The 432-nt window shown below is 58.6% G+C and carries 1 pseudogene; it reads right to left on the bottom strand.

What is annotated here, in order from left to right:
- A pseudogene (locus AB4Z25_RS29350) lies at positions 1 to 311 on the bottom strand (EF-Tu/IF-2/RF-3 family GTPase); the annotation flags it as partial.
- Positions 312 to 432 lie beyond the last annotated feature (121 nt).

The following is a 432-nucleotide window of genomic DNA, read 5'->3' as shown; positions in this document are numbered from 1 at the left end:
GTATGACGGCCGCCTTCTTCCTTCGTCAGGATGTAGGCTTCGGCATTGAACTTCTTGTGCGGCTTGACAGAACCCGGCTTGCACAGGATCTGACCACGCTCGACGCCGTCACGGTTAACACCGCGAACGAGAGCGCCGATGTTGTCGCCTGCCTGGCCCTGATCGAGCAGCTTGCGGAACATTTCAACGCCGGTAACCGTCGTCTTCGAGGTGGCGCGAATGCCGACGATTTCGACTTCTTCGCCAACCTTGACGATACCACGCTCGACGCGGCCGGTCACAACCGTACCACGGCCCGAGATCGAGAAGGACACCGCGAGAACGGCATCCCTATCCACTCTTCGGGCCTTTAAAGCCCACCTTATTGTTAGTTTTGTTCGCCGCTTCGCGAACGAAGCAGCACGCAAATCGCGCTTGCGCGCCATTTGCAAC

Source organism: Rhizobium sp. RAF36 (assembly GCF_052114105.1).
Classification (GTDB): domain Bacteria; phylum Pseudomonadota; class Alphaproteobacteria; order Rhizobiales; family Rhizobiaceae; genus Rhizobium.
This window is presented reverse-complemented; position numbering and strand designations above follow the sequence as displayed.